At 60.5% G+C, this 18,300-nt stretch carries 14 protein-coding genes and 1 rRNA gene; 5 read left to right on the top strand and 10 right to left on the bottom strand.

Features of this window, described 5'->3' with window-relative positions:
- Window positions 1-21: 21 nt before the first annotated feature.
- From V3W40_RS22430 to V3W40_RS22395, 8 genes are all read right to left on the bottom strand, one after another.
- Window positions 22-1,467, bottom strand: a complete 1,446-nt coding sequence (locus V3W40_RS22430; protein ID WP_330215658.1) for an efflux transporter outer membrane subunit — start codon at window positions 1,465-1,467, stop codon at window positions 22-24.
- Complete coding sequence (locus V3W40_RS22425) at window positions 1,464-2,519, bottom strand: HlyD family secretion protein (protein ID WP_137212683.1); 1,056 nt, start codon at window positions 2,517-2,519, stop codon at window positions 1,464-1,466. Before V3W40_RS22425 ends, V3W40_RS22430 begins: the two co-directional genes overlap by 4 nt.
- Window positions 2,520-2,534: 15 nt before the next feature.
- Window positions 2,535-4,070 carry an MFS transporter gene (locus V3W40_RS22420; protein ID WP_065924673.1) on the bottom strand — a complete coding sequence of 512 codons (1,536 nt, stop codon included), beginning with the start codon at window positions 4,068-4,070 and terminating at the stop codon, window positions 2,535-2,537.
- A gap of 235 nt (window positions 4,071-4,305) precedes the next feature.
- Window positions 4,306-5,226 (bottom strand): LysR family transcriptional regulator, encoded by a 921-nt coding sequence (locus V3W40_RS22415; protein WP_027608061.1) that lies wholly within the window; start codon window positions 5,224-5,226, stop codon window positions 4,306-4,308.
- A gap of 59 nt (window positions 5,227-5,285) precedes the next feature.
- Entirely contained in the window at window positions 5,286-6,134 is an 849-nt protein-coding gene (locus tag V3W40_RS22410) for an ABC transporter permease (protein ID WP_065924672.1), read from the bottom strand.
- Window positions 6,135-6,146: 12 nt separating this feature from the next.
- Window positions 6,147-6,998 (bottom strand): ABC transporter ATP-binding protein, encoded by an 852-nt coding sequence (locus tag V3W40_RS22405; protein ID WP_065924671.1) that lies wholly within the window; start codon window positions 6,996-6,998, stop codon window positions 6,147-6,149.
- A gap of 1 nt (window position 6,999) precedes the next feature.
- A complete protein-coding gene (locus V3W40_RS22400) occupies window positions 7,000-8,025 on the bottom strand; it encodes an ABC transporter substrate-binding protein (RefSeq protein WP_065924670.1) in 1,026 nt (341 codons plus the stop codon).
- A 14-nt stretch (window positions 8,026-8,039) separates the two neighbouring features.
- Window positions 8,040-8,933, bottom strand: a complete 894-nt coding sequence (locus V3W40_RS22395; RefSeq protein ID WP_065947098.1) for a TauD/TfdA dioxygenase family protein — start codon at window positions 8,931-8,933, stop codon at window positions 8,040-8,042.
- Between the two features lie 266 nt (window positions 8,934-9,199).
- Here V3W40_RS22395 and V3W40_RS22390 point away from each other — a divergent pair, with 266 nt between their 5' ends.
- From V3W40_RS22390 to V3W40_RS22370, 5 genes are all read left to right on the top strand, one after another.
- On the top strand, window positions 9,200-9,907 hold the full coding sequence (locus V3W40_RS22390) for a GntR family transcriptional regulator (protein ID WP_065924668.1): 708 nt from the start codon (window positions 9,200-9,202) through the stop codon (window positions 9,905-9,907).
- Between the two features lie 338 nt (window positions 9,908-10,245).
- Window positions 10,246-11,004, top strand: a complete 759-nt coding sequence (locus V3W40_RS22385; protein WP_330215657.1) for a DUF3050 domain-containing protein — start codon at window positions 10,246-10,248, stop codon at window positions 11,002-11,004.
- Window positions 11,001-11,939: a diiron oxygenase gene (locus V3W40_RS22380; protein WP_330215656.1), complete on the top strand. Its 939-nt coding sequence runs from the start codon at window positions 11,001-11,003 to the stop codon at window positions 11,937-11,939. Before V3W40_RS22385 ends, V3W40_RS22380 begins: the two co-directional genes overlap by 4 nt.
- Complete coding sequence (locus tag V3W40_RS22375) at window positions 11,936-15,313, top strand: amino acid adenylation domain-containing protein (protein ID WP_330215655.1); 3,378 nt, start codon at window positions 11,936-11,938, stop codon at window positions 15,311-15,313. Before V3W40_RS22380 ends, V3W40_RS22375 begins: the two co-directional genes overlap by 4 nt.
- A 19-nt stretch (window positions 15,314-15,332) precedes the next feature.
- The gene (locus V3W40_RS22370; RefSeq protein WP_065924664.1) at window positions 15,333-15,797 is read left to right on the top strand and encodes an SRPBCC family protein; all 465 of its coding nucleotides are present in this window, start codon (window positions 15,333-15,335) and stop codon (window positions 15,795-15,797) included.
- 38 nt (window positions 15,798-15,835) lie between these two features.
- Here V3W40_RS22370 and V3W40_RS22365 read toward each other — a convergent pair whose 3' ends face one another.
- A complete protein-coding gene (locus tag V3W40_RS22365; RefSeq protein ID WP_330215654.1) occupies window positions 15,836-17,716 on the bottom strand; it encodes a methyl-accepting chemotaxis protein in 1,881 nt (626 codons plus the stop codon).
- A 376-nt stretch (window positions 17,717-18,092) separates the two neighbouring features.
- A 5S ribosomal RNA gene (gene rrf, locus V3W40_RS22360) occupies window positions 18,093-18,208 on the bottom strand.
- Window positions 18,209-18,300 lie beyond the last annotated feature (92 nt).

The following is an 18,300-nucleotide window of genomic DNA, read 5'->3' as shown; positions in this document are numbered from 1 at the left end:
CCTACATCGGATACTCCAATTTCAATGCTGAGCCATTGCCACTGGGTAGACCGACTCCCACCCGCCCCCCAACGCCTTGTACAACCCCACCATCGCCAACGACACCCCGGTAGAACTCTCGACCCACTGCTCCTGCGTGGCCAGCAGCGCGCTTTGCACGGTGAGCACGTTGACGAAATCCACCACGCCTTCAACGTATTGGTGCTGTGCGGTGGTCAGGGCGATCTGGTTCTGGCGCACGGCTTCGGCGAGGCTGTCGCGGCGCAGCTGGCTGGCGTTGTAGCGGGTCAGTTGGTCGTCGATTTCATGCCAGGCACGCAGCACCGTTTGCTGGTAGGCCAGGGCCGCTTCCTGTTGCTGGGCTTCGCGCAGGTCCAGCATGCCTTGCAGGCGGCCGCCGCTGAACAGCGGCAGGCTCACTTGCGGGCCGAAGGCAAACGCACGAGAGCCCCAGGAGCCGAAATCCGACAGTTGCATGGCCTGGGAACCGAGGCTGCCGGACAAGGTAATACGCGGGTAAAAATCGCCCTTGGCCACGCCGATGCTGGCGGTGGCGGCGTGCAGGCGCGCCTCGGCCTGGCGGATATCCGGACGGCGTTCGGCGAGCTCCGACGGCAGGCCGATGGCGACCTGGCGTTGGGCCTGCGGTACGGCGGCGTCCTTGGACAATTGCGCGTGCAGAGCCTGGGGTGGCTCGCCCATCAACAGGCTGAGGGCGTTGATCAACTGGTCCTGGCGTTGCTGCAGATCCGGCAGCCGCGCTTCGATGGCGGCGACCTGGGCGGCGGCTTCGGCGACATCGAGGTCGGTGGCCACGCCGTCTGCCAGGCGCAGTTGCGAGAGCTTGAGGCTGTGGCGGGCGACGTCGAGGTTTTGCTCGGTCACCGCGCGGGTGTTCTGTACGCCACGCAGCTGGATGTAGTCCTGGACGGTCTCGGCCAGTACCGACAACAGCACGGCGCGGCGGTCGTTTTCCGCCACTTGCAGGGTGGCGTCGGCGGCTTCGGTTTCGCGTTTGACCCGCCCCCAGAAGTCCAGCTCCCAGGACGCCGAGAAGCCCGCGTCCCACTGGTTGAACGCGGAACGGCCGTTTTCGCCGGAGGGGTCGTTCAAGCCTTTGCCGCTGTTGCGTTTGCGCTGGTAGGCACCCGTGGCGTCGACAGTGGGATAACGCTCGGCGGTGGTCACCTGGCGGACCGCACGGCTTTGTTGCAGGCGGCTGCTGGCCAGCTTCAGGTCGAGGTTATCGGTCAGCGCGCGGCGCGTGAGGGCCGACAGTTGCTCGTCACGGAACACGTCCCACCAGCGCTCTTGCAGCGGATCACTCACTGCTCGGCTGGCGGCTTGTCGCCCTTGAGGTTCGCTCCACCGCGTGGCTTGCAGCGTGTGCGGGCGCTGAAAATCCGGCCCGACAGTGCAGGCACTCAGGCTGATAACACTCAGGGTGAACCAGGCAAGGTGTCTCATTGCTGGGCCACCTCACGCTGCTTGACCGGCTGCGTGTCGACGCTGGCTTCAACCGACATGCCGACCCGCAGGCGCTCGGTCAGCGGTTGGTTGGGTTCGAGGACGATTTTCACCGGGATACGCTGCACCACCTTGGTGAAGTTGCCGGTCGCGTTGTCCGGCTTGACCGATGCGAAGGTCACACCCGTCGCCGGTGCGAGGCTCTCCAGGTGGCCGTTGAGCAACTCCCCGTCGAGGCTGTCGACCCGCACCTGCACGGCCTGGCCCGCGTGCATATGGGACAGCTGGGTTTCCTGGAAGTTGGCGACCACGTAGGCCTCGGCCAACGGCACCACCGCGAGGATCTTGCTGCCAGGGGTCACATAGGCACCGACCCGCACCGCACGCTCACCAACCATGCCATCCACCGGCGCGACGATGCGCGTGTAGGACAGCTGATAGCTGGCCATTTCCAACGCGGCCTGGGCACGCTTGAGTCCACCTTCGGCTGCATCGCGCTGGGCCGTGAGGATTTCCACCTGCTTACGTTCGGCCGCCAGCACCGCGGTGGCGTTGGCCAGGCGCGCGTTGGCCTGGTCGATGCGGGTCTTGGCTTGCTGGGCGTTCTGCACGGTACCCGCACCCACGCCGGCGAGGTGGTTGTAGCGGTTCAGTTCATGTTCGGCGAAGGCCACTTCGGCGCGGTCTGCCGCCACGGTGGCCTGGGCCTGGGCGATCACCGAGGTTTGGCGCTCCAGGGTCGCGGTGGCGTTTTTCAGCTGGGCCTGGGCGACCAGGGTGTCGGCGTCGGCGGCCTGGGCGGCGGCGCGAAAATCGCGGTCGTCGATCAGCGCCAACAGTTGGCCGGCCTTGACGCGCTGGTTGTCTTCCACCAGCACTTCCTTGATAAAGCCCGCCACACGTGGCGCCACCAGGGTGAAATCGGCGGCGACGAAGGCGTCGTTGGTGGCCTGGCGCTTGTTGCCCAACAGGCCGGGCGCGACCAGGTACACCAGCACCCCGACAGCAAACACGGCGATAACGGAGACGGCGATTTTGTCTTTGCGTTTCATGGGAAGTCCTTGTGGCTAGGTCGGTGCGCGAGGCGGAAAAATCCGCGTGGGCATCCAGAAAATCAGCAGGATCAACGCCACCGCGACAGCGGCCATGACGTAATAGAGATCCGAAGAAGTCAGCACCACGGCCTGCTCGTGCAGGCGGTGGGCCAGGCCCGGCGCATCGCCGTCGGCCAGCGGCGAGTTACCCAGGCGGTCCACCAGCATGGTCGAGTGAAAGTGCAGGCGCTGGGTGGTCAGCGCATCCAGCACGCCGGTGGCAATCACGGCGGCCAGGCCTTTGACGGTGTTGAACCAGGCCGAGGCGAACGGCCCATCCGCCGGTTGAATGCTGCCGGTGGAGAGCATCAGCAGCGGCAACACCGCCATGGGCTGCCCGAAGATTTGCAGCAGGTACAGGCCGTAGAAATCATCGCGAATCCACGCCGAGGTCAGGTGCGCGCTGCCCACGCAACACAGCACCAACATCCCCAGCCCGATCCCCAGGACCCAGCGGCAATCGACCCAGCGCAGGTTGCACAACGCCGCCACCAGCGGCAGTGCGATCAATTGCGGCAGCGCCATCAGCAGCATCACCGGCGCGGTTTGCAATGGGCGATAACCCTGGACCTGGGCGAGGAAACTCGAGGGGATGATGATCACCGAGGTCAGCACCATCAGCACGCCTGCCAGCACGATCAGGGCAAACGCCAGGTTGCGCAGGCCGAGCATCTGCAACTTGAAGAACGGCATCGGGTGCGACCATTCATTGAACATGAACAGCACCAGCAGCACGCTGCCGCCGCACAGCAGGAAGGTGATCAGGCCCGACTCGAACCAGTCCAGGCGATTGCCCTGCAGAATGCCGATCACCAGCATGCAGATCGCCGGAAAGCCGAGCAACAGGCCGCGCCAATTGAATTGCTTGAAGCGCTCCAGGCGCAGCGGGTCTTGCGGCAAGCCGTAGGCCACGGCGGCCATGGCCAACAGGCACGGCCCGACGATCTGCCAGAACGCCCACTGCCAGCCCACGTATTCGGTCCACAGTGCCGCCAACGGCGTGCCGAGGCTCGGCCCGAACGTGGCGGTAAGTGCGTAGCCAGCCAGACCATACAGCTTGACGTTGGCCGGCAGGAAGCGCAGCGCCACGGTCATCAGCATCGGCGGTAAGGCACCGCCGGCCAGGCCTTGGACGGTACGCAGCAGCAGCAGGCTTTGGTAGTTCGGCGCAAACGGGCACAGGATCCCCAGTGCGGTGAACAAGCCAATAGCGCACAGGGTGAAGCGCCGCAGGGAAAACGTCACCGAACACCAGGGCGCAAAGGCCATGGCCGACACGGAGGTGGCCGTGTACGCGGCCACCAGCCAGGTGCCTTCGTCAAAGCCGATGTACAGCGCGCCGCGAATATCCGCGAGGGCCACCTTGGTGACCATCTCGTTGAGGCCGGACACCAGCACCGCGAGCAACACGCCGACCAGGCCGATGATGATGCGCGGGCCAAATACAGGCGGGGTGATGGCGGTGGGTCTGGCTGCGGCCGCAAGGGTGGGGGCAGCGAGGGAAGTCATGAACAGGCAGCTCGGGATTAGAAATACCCGAGCAGTTTAATCAGGCACATGCATGACAAAAAGTTACTTATTGGCAGCTTATAACTGCACCACACACAATCCTGAAACCGACACAAATCTACATGTGGGAGGGGGTTTACCCCCGATTGCTGTGTGCCAGACACAGATTTTCTATCTGATCCAACGCAATCGGGGGCAAGTCCCTTCCCACATTTGCCCTGTGTACGCTTGATGTTTAGGTTGGTTGAGCTTCCAGCCAGGTGGCGTGGCAGCTCTCACGCATCGTCTCGCGCAGCCACTTATGAGCCGGGTCTTTGTCGAAGCGCGGGTGCCAGGATTGGGCCAATACCAACGTCGGCAGCGAGATCGGCAACGCAAACGCGCGCAGTGGCAGCTTCAAGCGGTTGGCGCTCAACAGGGCTTCCTTGGGCACCGGCAGAATCAGGTCGGAATCGGGCAACATGAACATCGCACCGTGAAACCCCGGGGCGATCATCGCCACCCGCCGCTCCAGGCCCTGGGCATTCAACGCGGTGTCGATCGGCCCACGGGCGATGCCACGCCGCGAGATACTGATATGGGAATAGCTGGCGAAGCGCGCGGCGGTGATCTCGTCGTCAAACAACGGATGGTCCTCCCGCGCGAGGCCCACGAAGGTGGTGGAAAACAGGTTCTGCACCTTCACTTCCGGGGTGACCGGCATGGTGTTGCTCACGCGCAGGTCCAGCCGCCCTTCGCGCAGGGCTTCATCATCGGTGTCGCCTTCGGGTACGAAACACAGCTCGCACAGCGGCGCCATGCGCTCCATGGTGTCAAACAGCCGACCGCCATACACGCCGATGAAAAAGTCATTGGCGCGCACACTGAAGCGACGGCGCAAGGTGCTTAAATCAACCTGATCCGCCGAGCGAAACAGCAACGCCGCCTGCTCCACCACGTTGCGCACCTGGCCTTGCAACTGCAAGGCCTTGGGCGTCGGCACCAGGCCGCGACCGGCGCGCACCAGAATCGGGTCGCCTACCGCTTCGCGAATACGTGTGAGGGTACGGCTCATGGCCGCCGGGCTGAGGTTCATCCGCCGCGCGGCGCCCACCACGCTGCCCTCGTCGAGCAAGGCGTCGAGGGCGACCAACAGGTTCATGTCGGGTAGTTGCATGCCAAGCACTCGTGATCAGTCGGGAGTGAGCTGGCCGCAATCGTAGCAGGCTGGGTGTATCAGCGCTGCATGCCCCAACGCTTCACGGTGAGGCGCTCGAAGGTGTCGAACACCAGGTTTTCCACCAGCAGGCCGATCAGGATCACCACCGCCAGGCCGGCGAATACCTTGTCGGTGTACAGCTCGTTGCGGTTCTGGAAGATGTACCAGCCCAGGCCGCCCTTGCCGCTGGTCGCACCGAATACCAGCTCGGCGGCGATCAGTGTGCGCCAGGCGAAGGCCCAGCCGATTTTCAGCCCGGCGAGGATGGACGGCAGTGCGGCCGGGATCAGGATGAACAACACGAAACGCATGCCCTTGAGGCCGTAGTTGCGACCGGCCATGCGCAGGGTTTCGGACACGCCGAGGAACCCTGAATACGTGTTGAGCGCCAGCGCCCACAACACCGAATGCACCAGCACGAAGATCAGGCTGTTCTGGCCCAGGCCGAACCACAGCAGCGCCAGCGGCAATAACGCAATGGCCGGCAGTGGGTTGAACATCGAGGTCAGGGTGCTCAGCAGGTCACGGCCCAGTTGCGTGGACACCGCTAGGGTGGTCAGGGCAAACGCCAGCACGATACCGATCAGGTAGCCCTTGATCAGCACCACCAGCGAGATGCTCACCTTGCCCAGCAGTTCGCCACTGAGCAGGCCGTCATAGAGCGCGTGAAAGGTCTGCAGGAAACTCGGCAGCAGCAGGTCGTTGTTCTGGTAGCGCGCGACGGCTTCCCAAAGGATCGCGAGCACGATCAGGATCAGGCCCTTGCGCAGCCAGCCTTGCTGCCACAGGCGTTGGCGCAGGGGCAGTTCGCGTTCAATGGGGACACTGAGCAGCGGCTCAAGGTTGATTTCGTATTCCTGGCGCATTGGGTTGTCCCCTTAGTAAGCGATGCGGATGTCGGCGAAACCCAACTCACGTTCGGCCTCGGGCGCTTCATCGAACAACAGGCGATGAATCCGCCGCGCCGACGCCTGGAACTCCACGCCACCGAGGCTGTGCAAGTCGTATTGATGGCTGTGGATTTCCGCGCGCACGCGCCCCGGATGCGGCGACAGCAGCAGGATGCGATTGCCCACCACCAGCGCTTCTTCGATGGAGTGGGTGACGAACAGCAGGGTGAAGCGCACTTCTTCCCAGAGCAGCAGCAATTCTTCCTGCATCTTGCGTCGGGTCAGGGCGTCGAGGGCGGCGAAGGGTTCGTCCATCAGCAGGATCTTCGGCTGCATGGCCAGGGCGCGGGCGATGGCCACGCGGGCTTTCATACCGCCGGAAAGGGTGTGCGGGTAAGCGTCGGCAAAGGCGCAGAGGCCGACTTTGTCGAGGTAGTGCAGCGCCCGTTCTTCGGCTTCGCGACGCGGCAAAGTTTTCGACGCCAGCAGCGGAAACATCACGTTCTGTTTGACGGTTTTCCATGGCGGCAGTTGGTCGAATTCCTGGAACACCACAATGCGGTCCGGGCCTGGTTGTTCGACCTTTTGCCCCAGCAGGCGGATCTCGCCTTCGCAGGGCTTGATAAACCCGGCAATGGACTTGAGCAGTGTGGATTTGCCGCAACCCGATGGGCCGAGCAACACGTAGCGATCCGCCGGGTCGATCTCGAAGCTGACTTGGTGAGTGGCGCGCACCACGCGCTCGGGGGTGCGGTATTCCAGGCTGACGTTATCCACCGCCAGCAATGGTGCGGCGGTGTGCAGGTTGCTGGCCGTGTGGCCTTGCAAGGGCGCGTTCATCTCAACTTCCTTGCAGGGGCTTGGCATCCTGGAAGAAGTAGTCCTTCCACGATTCAGGCTTGTTTTTGATGGCGCCGACGCGGTAGAGGAATTCCGCCAGCGGGTAGGTGTTTTTTGGCGTGACGCTGAATTCGAACTGCGGGTTGTCGATGATTTTCAGCAACTCGGCGCGGTCGATCTTGGCCTTGGTGACGCGAATGTAAGTGTCGGCCGCAGCGCCTTTATCGTTCTGGGCGAATTGCGCGGCTTCGGTCAGCGCCTCGACAAATGCCTTGTAGGTCTTCGGGTTGTCGTTACGGAATTTCTCGGTGGCGAACAGCACCGTTGGCGAGTTCGGCCCCAGCAGGTCGTAGGTGTTCAGCACCACATGCACGTTAGGGTTGGCCAGGGCCTGGTCCTGGAACGGCGGGTTGGAGAAGTGCCCGGTCAGTTCGGTGCCGCCGGCGATCAGGGCAGCGGTGGCATCCGGGTGCGGGACGGCGACGGTGTACTTGTCGAGGCGATTGAATTCCTTGTCGCCCCATTGCTTGGCGGCGGCGTATTGCAGGAAGCGCGACTGCACCGACACGCCCACCGCCGGCACGGCGATACGGTCCTTGTCGGTGAAGTCGGCAATGGTCTTGACCTTGGGATTGTTACTGACCAGGTAGTAGGGGAAGTTGCCCAGGGAGGCCACGGCCTTGACGTTCTGCTTGCCATGGGTGCGGTCCCAGATGGTCAGCAGCGGGCCGACGCCGGCACCGGCGATATCGATCGAGCCGGAGAGCAGTGCGTCGTTGACCGCTGCGCCGCCGGACAGCTGGGTCCAGTCGACCTTGATGTCGAGACCTTCCTGCTTGCCGTATTTTTCGATCAGGTTCTGGTCGCGCACTACGTTAAGCAGCAGGTAGACGATACCGAACTGTTCGGCGATGCGGATCTCGCCTTCGGCCTGCGCAGCCGTCGGCGCCACCAGGCTGCCGGCCAACAGGCTGACACCGAGGCCGACGGTCGCGGCCAGCCGTGCAAATGGGGTTTTCCTGGACATGGTCATGCTCCGAATCAGAAAGGCGCGTCGCCCTGGATGGTGGTGCGAAACAGTTTGCGGCGCAGATGGCTCGGGCAACCGGCGGCCAGGTGGATCAGCGAGCGGTTGTCCCAGAACACCAAGTCGTGGGGCTGCCATTGGTGGCGGTAGATGTTGTGCGGCAGCACACTGTGGGCGTAGAGCTGGGCCAGCAGGTCGCGGCTTTCGTCTTCCGGCAGGCCGACGATGCGGGTGGTGAAGCCTTCACTGACGAACAGCGCCTTGCGGCCGTTTTCCGGGTGGGTGCGCACGATGGGGTGAACCACTTCCGCGACTTGGGCAAGCTGCTCGGGCGTCAACGTCGGGCGCCAGTTGCCTTCGAATTTGGTTTCGCTGTAGCGCGCGGTATAAGAGTGCGCGGCACTGCGGCCTTCAACAGCTTTGCGCAGGTGCTCGGGCAGTTGGTCCCAGGCTTTGTGCATGTCGGCAAACAGGGTATCTCCGCCTTCCGACGGCAGCTCCTGGGCGTGAAGCATCGAGCCCAGGCTCGGCAGCTCTTTATAGGACAGGTCCGAGTGCCAGAATTTGCCTGCGTCACCCAGGCCTATGGATTGGCCGTTTTCGATGATGTTGGAGACGATCAGGATTTCCGGGTGGTTGGCCAGCAGGAACTGCTTGAGCACGTGGATCTGCAGGACGCCAAAGCGGCGGCTGAAAGCGATCTGTTGTTCGGGGGTGATGCGTTGGTCGCGGAACACCACGACGTGGTGATCCAGGTGCGCGCGATGAATGCGGGCGAAATCCTGGTCGTTGACTGGCCGGGACAAATCCAGGCCGACAATCTCGGCACCGACGCTGCCGGGCAGTGGTCGAATCTCGAACGTTTGGGCGGCAAGGGTCGCTGTTGGAACAGTAGAGGTGGCGGACATGAGTTCACTCCCGGTCAGACAGGAGAGTGACTTTATAGATATAAGAACGGCAATTTAAATACCGTTAAAGAATATCTATATGCGGTAATGTCGCAACACGTCAGTGGCGTGTCAGACTCGGCAAAACCCGCGCGTGGGCCGCCGGAGCCGCGCGTTGAAACGCTTACAAGCCGAAACCGTGCCCGTTTGACAAGCCCTATGGGCAGCCTCTAGTGTGCATTGGATCCAATTAGCACCCCTATTTTAATAAGGAGGATAGCGTAACCGTGACGCAGAAGCCGAATCCGTTGAACAGCATCAAGATCACCGGCCCTATTCCCGCCCATCTTGCTCGCTCCGTGATTGAAGAAACCTTGCGCAATGCCATCCTTGATGGCCGCTTGCCCTGCGGTACCGCCATGCGCCAGCAGGAGCTGGCCAGCCTGTTCGGGGTCAGCCGCATGCCGGTGCGTGAAGCCTTGCGTCAGTTGGAGGCCCAGTCACTGCTGCATGTAGTCACCCACAAGGGCGCCGTGGTTGCACCGTTGATCGAAGACAATTCGGCTGAGACCTATGAGCTGCGAATGTTGCTGGAGTCTGAAGCCCTGCGTTTGTCGATTCCCTTGCTGACCGAAGCCGATATCGCCGAGGCAGACACGCTCATCTTTGCCCTGGAACAGGAAAAAGACTACACCGAGATTGGCCGTCTCAATCGCCTGTTCCACATGACCCTGTATGGCAAGGCCCCCAACCAGCGGCTGCTCAAGCTGGTGGAGCACGGACTGAATGAGGAGGAGCGCTTCCTGCGTTTCAACCTCGAGGCGATGGGGCTGGGCGAGACTTCCCAGGAAGACCACCGTGAACTGCTGAACCTGGTGGCACAAAAGAAGGTCGAGGAAAGCATCCTGACGCTGCGTAATCACTTGATGCGCGGGATGGAAGTGATCACAACCTATCTCAATGACCTGGACGCCGCCGCAAAGAAGACGCTCTAACAAGGTGTCAGGTCGCTCGGCTTACCCGTCGAGCACTGCGGGGTTCCCTACCTGGCCAAGTAGCACCCCGCGCAGAAGAAACGTCCCACTCTTATAAAGTAAGTTGCCGACAGCTTATATTATTTAGAAAAACATCTGATGCATTCATATACTCGCCAACTTGTTTAACCCGCTTATTATCTTTCATTACTAAATCAGCCACTTAATTCGACCGTGCAGCCCCACTTGCGTGAGCGCGCGTGCGCGCAAAGCCTGGTTTACATCTTTCTTATCTTTTTGCGGCATACAAAAGCCCAACGTTGTTTTAGCGGCGACGCAATAATTTATAGGCATCAACTATGTACCCACCTTTACTGGAACAAAGAAAACGGCTGTTGTGCAGCCATCCGTTATTTCTGGAAATAACTTCGCTGGAAAAGTTACGACTATTCATGGAAAACCATGTATTCGCTGTCTGGGACTTCATGACGCTCACCAAACGCCTGCAGCAGGACCTGACCTGCACTCGCCTACCCTGGCTGCCACCGGCCGACCCGCAAGCAGCACGCTTGATCAATGAGATTGTGCTGGGCGAAGAATCAGACTCACACCCCAGGCAAGGCCATTGCAGCCACTTCGAGTGGTACCTGGAAGCCATGGTCGAAGTCGGCGCCAGCACCTCGGCGATACACCGTTTCATTGCACTGCAGCACCAGGGCGTGGAAGCAAGCACGGCCCTGCGCATGGCCGATGTTCCTGCTGGGGCCGCGCGCTTCGTCAGCGCCACGCTGCACATTGCGCTGCAAGCCTCTACCCATTGCGTAGCAGCTGCATTCCTTCATGGGCGTGAGCGTGTCATCCCAAGTATGTTCGAACACCTCCTGCAGCCCGATACGCTCATCCATCGCCAGGCACCAGCCTTGTGTGGCTACTTCAGGCGCCACATCGAGTTGGACACTGAGCATCACGGGCCAGCAGCTGAAGAACTGCTCGAACGCCTGGTGGGTGCAGACCCGGCTTATCCGCAACAGGCCCATGACGCAGCCCTTGCCGCCGTAGAAAGCCGTATCACGTTCTGGGACGAGGTGCGCGCCGCGCTGCACGAGGTACACCCATGAATACCGCCGGATACACCACCATCGCCGACGACTGGGAACGCCGCGCCACCATCCGAACCCGCCCTCGTCGCCTGTTGGAAGACGACGACAAGCTGATCTACCCACTGTGCCGTCAGCCCTTGGTACTCAACGCGACCTTCATGGAACATTGCTCGCAATGGCGCGACTTCGTGCTGGTGCAAAGCTTCTATAAGTTCATCCACGATGTGGTGATTTTCGAAACCGAAATCGTCGACAAGACCGCGCGCAGCATTGCCAAGAATCGCTTCTCGGTGCCCTTCCCGCTTGCCTGTCGCGTTGATGCGATGACGGTTGTGGTGGACGAGGACTACCACGCCTTGGTGGCCCTGGATTTCATGCAACAGACTGTCACAATGACGGGCATACAACCGATTGACCTGCCCGGGCATATCGAACTGAGTCGCGCGCTGCCGGCGGCGCAGGCGCAGGCTCCGGAACACCTGAGCGACGCTGTGGAGCTGATTGGCGTAGCCATCGCCGAAAACACCGTGACCCACGATGTCGCAGCGTTTTCCAAGGACCGCAGTGTCAAGGCCTCCATACGAGGCTTGATGGACGACCACCTGTTTGACGAAGGTCGCCACGCGCAGTTCTGGACGCGGCTGGTGCGCATCTACTGGCAAGCCGCGAGCCCGGATGACCGTGACAGCATCGCTCACGTACTGCCGACATTCCTGACGCATTACCTGACCAACGACCTGCAGAAAAACTTCGACCTGCGCCTGATCGAACACCTGGACATCAGCGAGCGCCTGCGCGGTGTGCTGCGCGATGAAATATCAGCGCTGGCGTTCCCCATCACCCGCCAGCACCCGTTGATGGGCAATATCATGGGCTTCCTGCAACACAGCGGCTTGCTGCAAACGCCGAGTGTGGGGCAGGTGCTGAGCGACTACCTGTCGGTGTCGCCATGAGGTGCCTGACCATCGGCTGGTGCGGCACAAGCAAGGCACTGGGCGAAATCAGGCCAATGCTGGAACAGTACGGCCATGTTTCAGGGGATGAGGCCACCGACCTGTGGATTGAAGACGGCAGCCTGCCGTTGCCGGATGACGTGGGCGAAACCACCTGTATAAGTCTGCGCCTGGGGATTGGCCCGTTGAGCGACGGTGGGTTGTCTGCGCTGCAAGTGCGCGCCTATGACCATGGCCGACGCTTGTTCGCCGTGCTGGACATCGCCGAGGAGCCCAGTGGCAACGGCCAGCGATTGCGTCGGCAGGCAACAACCGCGCTGGTGGATTGGGTCGCACTGCTAGTCAGTGGCTTCTCACGTGACCCCGAGTCTCTCTCTACACGCGCGATTGCCACTGACTGGCCCGAGCACGGCCTGCACGGGCTTGAGCCGTTGGCATTTATGCATCGATTCAATCGTACGGCAAACCCTGCCCTGATCCAGGAAGCCCAGGTACCGGTGATCGAACGGGTGCAGGCCAGCCTTGTCCTGTTCGCCGTCCGGCCGGCGCTGAACATTGCGGGGCACACCGTGACCTACCGCCAACTGCACCTACAGGCCATGGCGATTCAGCTGCGATTGCGCCCGCTGCTGGAGGCGCTTGAGGCGCCACCGGTGATCGGTGTATGCCTGGAAAAATCCGTGGAATTGTATGCCAGCATTCTTGCCGTACTGGGCAGTGGCGCGGTGTACCTGCCACTGGGACCTGATCAACCCACACAACGCCATCGGGCCATGCTCGAAAACGCTGGGGCCCACGTATTGCTGGATGCCGGCCAACATCCATTACGGGAGTGTTTCATTTCACTGGATGTCAGCACAGTCGAGGCGCACAACGCCAACTCCTCATCCTCGCTGATGCACGATCGCCCCTGCTCGGATATGCCGTGCATGGTGCTCTATACATCGGGCAGTACGGGCCAGCCCAAGGGTGTGCTGCTCAGCCAAGGTAACCTGGCGCATTTCACCGCTTGGTTCGGGTCCTGCATGAAACTGGATGAACGGAGCCGCGTCCTGCAGTTTTCGCCCTTGGGTTTCGACTCGTCATTGATCGAAATCTTCCCCGCCCTGATTGCCGGCGCCGAGTTGATCGTACCCAGTGAGGAGCAGCGACGCGACCCTGGGCAACTGGTGGAATTGCTCCGCCGACAACGCGTCACTCATGCCTTCCTGCCGCCTGCGCTGCTCAACATCCTGCCGCCGGATCCCCCCCTCGGCCTAACGCATCTGCTCACCGGTGGCGATGCCTGCGAACCACATGTAATCGAGCGGCTGGCAGGACGGTGTCAGTTGCACAACCTCTATGGTCCCACCGAAACCACGGTACTGATTACGCACCGGACGTTCGCCCCCGATGACAATAATCGTAATGTCGGCTACCCCATCGCCAATAGCCAGGTGCTGATCCTCGATGACGATCTGCAACCGGTGGATGAACAGGTGATGGGCGAGTTGTACATCGTCGGGCCCGGAGTGAGCCTGGGGTATGTGAATGCGCCGCGGCAGGCTGACAGCCCGTTCGTCGAACTGCTGGTGCCGGGCGGCCAAAGGCTGCGGGCCTACCGCAGCGGCGACTTCGCGCAGTGGACCGCCGCAGGGATTGTGCTGAGTGGGCGTCGCGACGATCAGGTAAAGATCCGCGGCTTTCGGGTCGACCCCCGGGAGATTGAACAATGCCTGCGCAGCAACAGGCTGTATCGCGAGCTGGCCGTGGTGATCGACCATGAAAGCAGGATCTGCGCCTTTGTCGCCCAGCCCGAACTCAACGCTTCGCTGGTGGCCTTGCAGCAGCATGCGCGCCAGTGGCTACCGGACTACATGCAACCTGGTTTCTGGGTGGAACTGCCAGCCATGCCGCACAGCGACAACGGCAAAGTCGACCGCAAGGGGCTGCTGTCGCGCCCCTTCCTCCCCATTTTGCAGGCCACTCCCGGCGCCGCGCATACGCCGCTTCAAGCGCGATTGAGCGACCTTTGGGGTGAGCTGCTGGGCTTGCCCACCCGCCAGTTGCCCATCGATGAAAGCTTCTTTGCACTGGGCGGCCATTCGATTTTGCTGTCGACGCTGTTGTTGCGCGTTCGCGAGCAATTTGGCCGTAGTTTCGCGTTGAGCCATTTCATTGAAGTACCGACTATTCGTACGCTCGCAACGCTGATGGAGGATGGTGAACTGCCAGACGCATCCTCTGCCCAAGCGGCCATGGACGCTCAACGGGAGTGGGAAATCAATCCGTTGCAAGGGGACCGCGCAGGCAATCCGCACAAGGTGATCGTGACGGGGGCCAACAGTTTCGTCGGCGTCCATATTGTCGAGGCGTTGTTGAACGCCGGTGCCACCGAGGTGGCGTGCCTGGTGCGTGACTTGCCGGGGAGTCCTGCGATGGCTCGTTTTACCCAGGCGTTGCGTGACTACCAACTGGAACATCTGGACTTGAGCCGCGTACGAGTATTCGCCGCCGATGTCAGCCTGCCGCGATTGGGTTTGGCCTGTGACGCGTATGACGCACTCGCCGCAGACTTTGGCGCGCTGGTGCACAACGCAGCACGGGTCAACCACGTGCTGGACTACGCCTCACTGGCCAGGGACAACGTCGACCCCATATTCGAATGCCTGCGCCTGTGCGAAACCCGCTGCAAGAAAGTCTTCAACTTTGTCTCGACGTTGTCGGCCGCCAGCAGCATCGGCACGACGGGGCATGTGCTCGAAGCTCCGGCGGCAGCCACCCTGCCGCTGTACATCCGAAATGGCTATAACCTGTCCAAGTGGGTCGCCGAGCGGGTCCTGGGACGTGCAGTGGAGCAAGGAGCCTGGGTGAACATCCATCGCCCTGGAAATATCAGCTTCAACAGCCATAACGGTATCTGCCAGCCACAAAAGAATCGCCTGATGTTGATGCTCAAGGGGTCGCTGCAGTTGGGCTTGCTGCCGAGGTTGGACCTGAATTTCGACCTGATGCCCGTGGACTTTCTGGCTCGCTTCATTGCGTTCCACTGCAATCGCTTTCAAGCCGATAGAAGCGTATTCAACCTGCATAACCCGCAACCACTGAGCTGGGAGCACTACCTGGATGCATTCAACCGGGCGGGCCACCGGTTCGAGCGGGTCAGTACTGCGCATTGGCAGCAGGCGCTGCGAACGGTAAGCCAGGACAATGCGATGTTTGGTGTACTCGGGTTTTACCTTGATCGACTGGATGAAGACATCGGTGACACCTCGATGATCCTCCATGACAACGCGCAACGCGGCGTTCAGCAGATGGGTGAGCAATACCCCGAAAAAGACCCGGCACTGCTGAGTAAAGGCTGCAACTACCTCAAGGCCATCGGCTTTCTTTGAACCGCTTCAGGACAACTTCATGAAACCGCTGCAACCCGATACGTTAATTCATAACCCTAGCGGCCAGCCGATAGTGTCCTCTGTGGTGATCGACTGCCATGCCAACCGTCTATGGAACATAGTGGGGCAGTTTGCAGGCTTCGATGCGTTCATCCCTTCCTTGACGCATATCGAAATGACCGGCACCGGAGTGGGCGCTTTACGCACGAAATTTTTCCGCGATGGCAACCGCGTCGTAGAACAACTCAATAGCCGGGATGAGCAAGCGATGCACATGACCTGGACCACGATCTACAACACCCTGGGCGTGGCCAGGTTGTGGGCAGCAATCAAAGTGGAAGCGCTTGGAGCACACTGCTCCAAGGTAACCTGGACTATCATTGCCGACCCCCTGGAGACGGCACAGGAAGGATTTGAGCAGTTTGTGCAAGGCTTCGCAGACAGCGCGCTGGACAATGTTCGCCGCTTGCTGGGTAAGCAGTAGGAGCGAACCGGCTCGCTCCTACTCGTACACTCAGCGGCTCAGATCTTGAAGCTATCGACCAGCTGCTTCAACCGATTGGCCTGTTGCGACAACGCATCGCAGTCTTTCAGGGTTTCGTTGAGGTTGGTCACGCCCTGCTGGTTCAGCAGGTTGATCTGGTTGATATCGACGTTGAGGGTTTCCACCACGGCAGTTTGTTCCTCGGTGGCCGCAGCGACGGACTGGTTCATGCCGTCGATCTCGACAATTCGCTGCGTTACGCTGACCAGGCGCTCACCGGCCTGGTTGGCCACCTGAACACTTTCCTCACTGGAGGTCTGGCTGGCATTCATGGTGGTCACTGCTTCACGCGACCCCACTTGCAGCGAAGTGATCATTTTATGAATCTCCTCAGCCGACTCCTGGGTACGGTGAGCCAAGTTACGCACCTCGTCGGCGACCACGGCAAACCCGCGTCCGGCTTCCCCGGCACGTGCTGCTTCAATCGCAGCGTTCAGTGCCAGCAAGTTGGTTTGCTGGGAGATGCCTTTGATCACATCAAGGATGTGGCCGATATTGTCGGTGCTGGCGTTCAGGGTTTCGATCTGAGTGCAGGACAGGCTGATTTTCTGCGACAGCTCCGACATTGCCAGGATGGTTTGCTCGACCACTTTACGCCCATCATCAGCCTGCTCGCTGGCACCGCTGGCGTGCTGTGAAGCATCGGCGGCGTTACGCGCGATTTCCTGGGTGGCAGCCCCCAGTTCGTTGATTGCGGCGGCCACGCTGTTGGTGCGTGCGCTTTGCTCATCAGAACCGATGATCGAGGCGTTGGATGACGCCATCACACGCTGAGACAGGTCATGCACCTGACGTGTTGCAGAAGACACTTCGGAAATCGAGGCGTGGATACGCTCCACGAACCGGTTGAACGCACTGCCCACTTCACCGAACTCGTCTTTACTGGTGACCGTCAAGCGGCGGGTCAGGTCGCCCTCACCTTGGGCAATGTCCTGCATGGCAATACCCATGGTGGTCAGGGGCCGCAGTAACACTTGAATTAGCAGGCTCAAGAGCACGGCAATCGCGACTACGGCGATCAGCATGGCGATCAATGCAGACGTACGGAATTTGCCCAGCGGTGCGTAGGCTTTGTCTTTATCAATCGACAGGCCGATATACCAATCTGCCCCGGGCAAGCCGCTGATAGGTGTGAACGACAGGATGCGATCCTGGCCCTTGAGAACTACGTCCTGATTAACTTTCTCAATACGGACGTTAGTGCCTGGGTAGATGTCCTTGAGGTTTTTCATCACATGGTCTTCGTCAGGACTTACGATGACTTGGCCGTCGCCGCTGACCAGAAACGCATGGCCGATGCCGCCGAAGTCCACCGAATTGATGATTTTCACCAGGGTTTGCAGGCTCAGGTCTCCGCCGACCACGCCGAGCAACTCGCCGTTCTTTTTCACCGGCATAGCGATAGTTACGATCTGCCCACCCACGGCGGCCATATAGGGCGGCGTGAGCATGGGTTTATCCGCAGCCACGGCTTGCTTGTACCAGGGACGCTGACGAGGGTCGTAGCCGTCAGGCATTTTTGCGTCCGGGCGCTGGGTGAACACACCGTTGGTTTGGCCAACGTAGGTGAACTGGAAGTTCGAGGTGAACGCCGGTTGATCGACCAACCCTGGAAGATCAGCAGCACTACCCTGATGGGCAACGTTTTGCGTCAGACTTTCGAGCACCAGTATTCGACCGCTAAGCCAGTTCTGCACACTACTCGCGGTGAGCTCACCGGACTGCTGGATAGACGACTCCAGATTCTGTTTGATGGTGCTGCGCTGCAGGTAATCGTTGTAAAGCGTGAATAACGCGAAGGCCAGAACCACAACGCCTGACGCGGCCAACAGAATTTTATGACTGAATTTGAGATTCATTTCATCGACTTCTTTTTGCCAAATGGGGGTGAGCGTGCCGAGAGGAACATTCCATGTAACGGTATAGGCGGCGTCTCGGGCCGCTCTATTTCGGTGCACGCATGGCTCATCAGGCTTTCGGCCAAGCTGAAGGAAAGCTTAGGGGATTGTGGGATGAATCGCCCTTTTACGTAGGAAACCGACCAAAGGTTGTCGTACAAGATTTAGAAGTAAAAATTCTTCCCTACTACCTGCGTCGTGCTCTTAAAGCAGGTCAGTGCCATGAACATGATTTTGGAGTTGGGTAGGCGTAGTTGCTGCTCGCTTACAGAGTTCATAAACCCTCTAAACGACAAAACCCCTGTCTGCATGAGCAGACAGGGGTTCTGGAATTTAATCTTGACGATGACCTACTCTCACATGGGGAAACCCCACACTACCATCGGCGATACATCGTTTCACTGCTGAGTTCGGGATGGGATCAGGTGGTTCCAATGCTCTATGGTCGTCAAGAAATTCTGTGTACCGGAGCGTTGCTTTAGCAACGTGCCGATGAAATTCATGGACTTCTACATAAACGAAACCCCTGTCTGCGTTAGCAAACA

It is taken from the genome of Pseudomonas sp. AM8 (genome assembly GCF_036346475.1).
GTDB lineage: Bacteria > Pseudomonadota > Gammaproteobacteria > Pseudomonadales > Pseudomonadaceae > Aquipseudomonas > Aquipseudomonas marginalis.
Note: the sequence above shows the minus strand (reverse complement) of the source record. Positions and strands in the feature narration are given on the sequence as shown.

Coding starts and splice junctions, on each gene's coding strand:
- V3W40_RS22365 (WP_330215654.1), bottom strand. CDS start 17,716: ATGAATCTCAAATTCAGTCATAAAATTCTGTTGGCCGCGTCAGGCGTT.
- V3W40_RS22405 (WP_065924671.1), bottom strand. CDS start 6,998: ATGAACGCGCCCTTGCAAGGCCACACGGCCAGCAACCTGCACACCGCC.
- V3W40_RS22420 (WP_065924673.1), bottom strand. CDS start 4,070: ATGACTTCCCTCGCTGCCCCCACCCTTGCGGCCGCAGCCAGACCCACC.
- V3W40_RS22385 (WP_330215657.1), top strand. CDS start 10,246: ATGTACCCACCTTTACTGGAACAAAGAAAACGGCTGTTGTGCAGCCAT.
- V3W40_RS22380 (WP_330215656.1), top strand. CDS start 11,001: ATGAATACCGCCGGATACACCACCATCGCCGACGACTGGGAACGCCGC.
- V3W40_RS22375 (WP_330215655.1), top strand. CDS start 11,936: ATGAGGTGCCTGACCATCGGCTGGTGCGGCACAAGCAAGGCACTGGGC.
- V3W40_RS22415 (WP_027608061.1), bottom strand. CDS start 5,226: ATGCAACTACCCGACATGAACCTGTTGGTCGCCCTCGACGCCTTGCTC.
- V3W40_RS22370 (WP_065924664.1), top strand. CDS start 15,333: ATGAAACCGCTGCAACCCGATACGTTAATTCATAACCCTAGCGGCCAG.
- V3W40_RS22410 (WP_065924672.1), bottom strand. CDS start 6,134: ATGCGCCAGGAATACGAAATCAACCTTGAGCCGCTGCTCAGTGTCCCC.
- V3W40_RS22425 (WP_137212683.1), bottom strand. CDS start 2,519: ATGAAACGCAAAGACAAAATCGCCGTCTCCGTTATCGCCGTGTTTGCT.
- V3W40_RS22400 (WP_065924670.1), bottom strand. CDS start 8,025: ATGTCCAGGAAAACCCCATTTGCACGGCTGGCCGCGACCGTCGGCCTC.
- V3W40_RS22395 (WP_065947098.1), bottom strand. CDS start 8,933: ATGTCCGCCACCTCTACTGTTCCAACAGCGACCCTTGCCGCCCAAACG.
- V3W40_RS22430 (WP_330215658.1), bottom strand. CDS start 1,467: ATGAGACACCTTGCCTGGTTCACCCTGAGTGTTATCAGCCTGAGTGCC.